Origin of the sequence: Hydrogenophaga sp., from assembly GCF_041633695.1 — a bacterium.
Lineage (GTDB): Bacteria > Pseudomonadota > Gammaproteobacteria > Burkholderiales > Burkholderiaceae_C > Hydrogenophaga.
Genome location: NZ_JBFJMY010000622.1, coordinates 1 through 2,017, shown reverse-complemented (window position 1 = coordinate 2,017; position 2,017 = coordinate 1). Strand labels below are relative to the sequence as shown.

At 64.0% G+C, this 2,017-nt stretch carries 3 protein-coding genes; 2 read left to right on the top strand and 1 reads right to left on the bottom strand.

Annotation, left to right across the window (positions count from 1 at the left end; all coding sequences use genetic code 11):
* Positions 1 to 57: 57 nt before the first annotated feature.
* Positions 58 to 906, top strand: a complete 849-nt coding sequence (gene purU / locus ABYB95_RS22500) for a formyltetrahydrofolate deformylase (RefSeq protein ID WP_372662255.1) — start codon at positions 58 to 60, stop codon at positions 904 to 906.
* Positions 907 to 952: 46 nt separating this feature from the next.
* Entirely contained in the window at positions 953 to 1,825 is an 873-nt protein-coding gene (locus tag ABYB95_RS22495) for a LysR substrate-binding domain-containing protein (protein WP_372662252.1), read from the top strand.
* Between the two features lie 7 nt (positions 1,826 to 1,832).
* Here ABYB95_RS22495 and ABYB95_RS22490 read toward each other — a convergent pair.
* A partial coding sequence (locus ABYB95_RS22490) for an Hsp20/alpha crystallin family protein (protein ID WP_372662249.1) occupies positions 1,833 to 2,017 on the bottom strand: 185 nt, incomplete at its 5' end.

The following is a 2,017-nucleotide window of genomic DNA, read 5'->3' as shown; positions in this document are numbered from 1 at the left end:
GACACGCACGACCCGGCCAGCACAGCCGGCTCGCCATCCTGCGACAATGCACGCGCCATGAACCCAACCTATGTTTTGACCCTTTCCTGCCAGGACCGCCCTGGCATCGTGCACGCCGTCTCGGGCTTTTTGCTGGAGCGCGGCGGCAACATCGAAGAAGCGGCGCAGTACAACGACCACGACACTGGTTTGTTCTTCATGCGCACGCAGTTCGCCTGCGCACAACTCACACCCGAAGATCTGCGCCAACAACTGGACCAGTTTGCCCAGCCCTTTGAGATGCGCTGGACCCTGCACCGCACCGCCGAACCCGTGCGCACCGTGATTTTTGTCAGCAAGGAAGGCCACTGCCTGAACGACTTGCTGTTCCGCTGGAAAAGCGGTCTGCTGCCGCTGGACATCCGCGCCATCGTGAGCAACCACCGCGACTTCTACCAGCTCGCGGCCAGCTACAACGTGCCGTTCCACCACCTGCCGGTGACCGCGTCCACCAAGGCCCAGATCGAGGCGCGGCAACTCGCCATCGTGCGCGAAGAACAGGCCGAACTGGTGGTGCTGGCCCGCTACATGCAGATTCTGAGCAACGAGCTGTGCCGCGAATTGGCGGGCAAGGCGATCAACATCCACCACAGTTTTCTGCCCAGTTTCAAAGGCGCCAAACCGTATTACCAGGCCCACGACCGGGGCGTGAAGCTGATCGGTGCCACCGCCCACTACGTGACCGCCGACCTCGACGAAGGCCCGATCATCGAGCAGGACGTGGCGCGGGTGGACCACACCGACGCCGTGGAAGACCTGACCGCCCTGGGTCGCGACACCGAAAGCCAGGTGCTGGCGCGTGCCGTGAAATGGCACAGCGAGCACCGCGTGCTGCTGAACGGCCACAAAACAGTGGTGTTCAAATGAACTGGTTTTGCTCGGCGCAGGCAGTACCGCACCGGGCGACGGGCTCATGAGCAACGTGCGCATCCCGCCCATCCAGTGCCTGCTGACTTTTGAAGCGCTGGCGCGCTTGCGCAGCGTCACACAGGCCAGCGAAGAACTGTGTGTGACGCCCAGCGCGGTGAGCCACCGCATCAAACAGCTTGAACAAATTCTGGGCACCAAGCTTTTTGGTCGGGCGGATTTTTCGCTCACCACCGAGGGCATCGAATACCTGGCCCATGTGCGCGATGGCTTGGCCACGCTGCAAAAATTTCCCAGCAACAGCACCGCACCGGGCCGGCGCAAGCTCAAGCTGGCGGTCACGCCCACGTTTGCGCGTTCCATCCTGATGCCCAGGCTCAGGCAGTTTGGCGAGGCCTATCCCGAAATCGACATCACGCTGCAAGTGAGCATTCCGCTGCTCGACGTGGTGGCCGAAGACGCCGACCTGACCGTGCGCTTTGGCACCGGACGCTACGCCGATGTGGAGCACATCTGCCTCATGAAGGACGATGTGACGCCGCTGGCTTCACCCGCCTTCGCGCGCGAGCACGGCCCGTTCGAAGCGCCCGAAGACCTGGAAGGTCTGCCGCTGCTGCGCAGTCCGCTAGAACCCTGGCGCACCTGGTTCGCGGCCCACAACCTGGACTGGCCCGAGCCGGTCGACGGCTCCCAGTTCAACGACATCGGCCTGATGTGCGACGGCGCCGCCGCCGGCATGGGTGTTGCGCTGCTGCGCCTCAAGCTGGCGGCCCCCTGGCTGGAAAACGGCACGCTGGTGCCGCTCTACACCCGCCATGTGCCCAGCCCGCACGCCCACTACCTGTGCTGGCGCACCGGCACCATGGACCGCTGGGAATGCACGGCCTTCGCCGATTGGCTCAGGAAGGCCGTGGGTTAGGGCCTGTTCACTCAATGGTCAGCTGCTGGCCTCGCGACGCGGCCTTTTTAGGCAGCGTGAGCTGCAGCACACCGTGGTCGTACCGGGCCCGTGCGGTGGCGCTGTCAATATCAACCGGCAACTGGAAGCTGCGCGACAAGGCGCCGTAGTAGCGCTCGCTGCGCAGCAGCTTTTCGTCGGTAGATCCACCAT

Bases quoted from the DNA above. Each gene is read 5' to 3' on its own strand.
- purU (WP_372662255.1), top strand. From the start codon at position 58: ATGAACCCAACCTATGTTTTGACCCTTTCCTGCCAGGACCGCCCTGGC.
- ABYB95_RS22495 (WP_372662252.1), top strand. From the start codon at position 953: ATGAGCAACGTGCGCATCCCGCCCATCCAGTGCCTGCTGACTTTTGAA.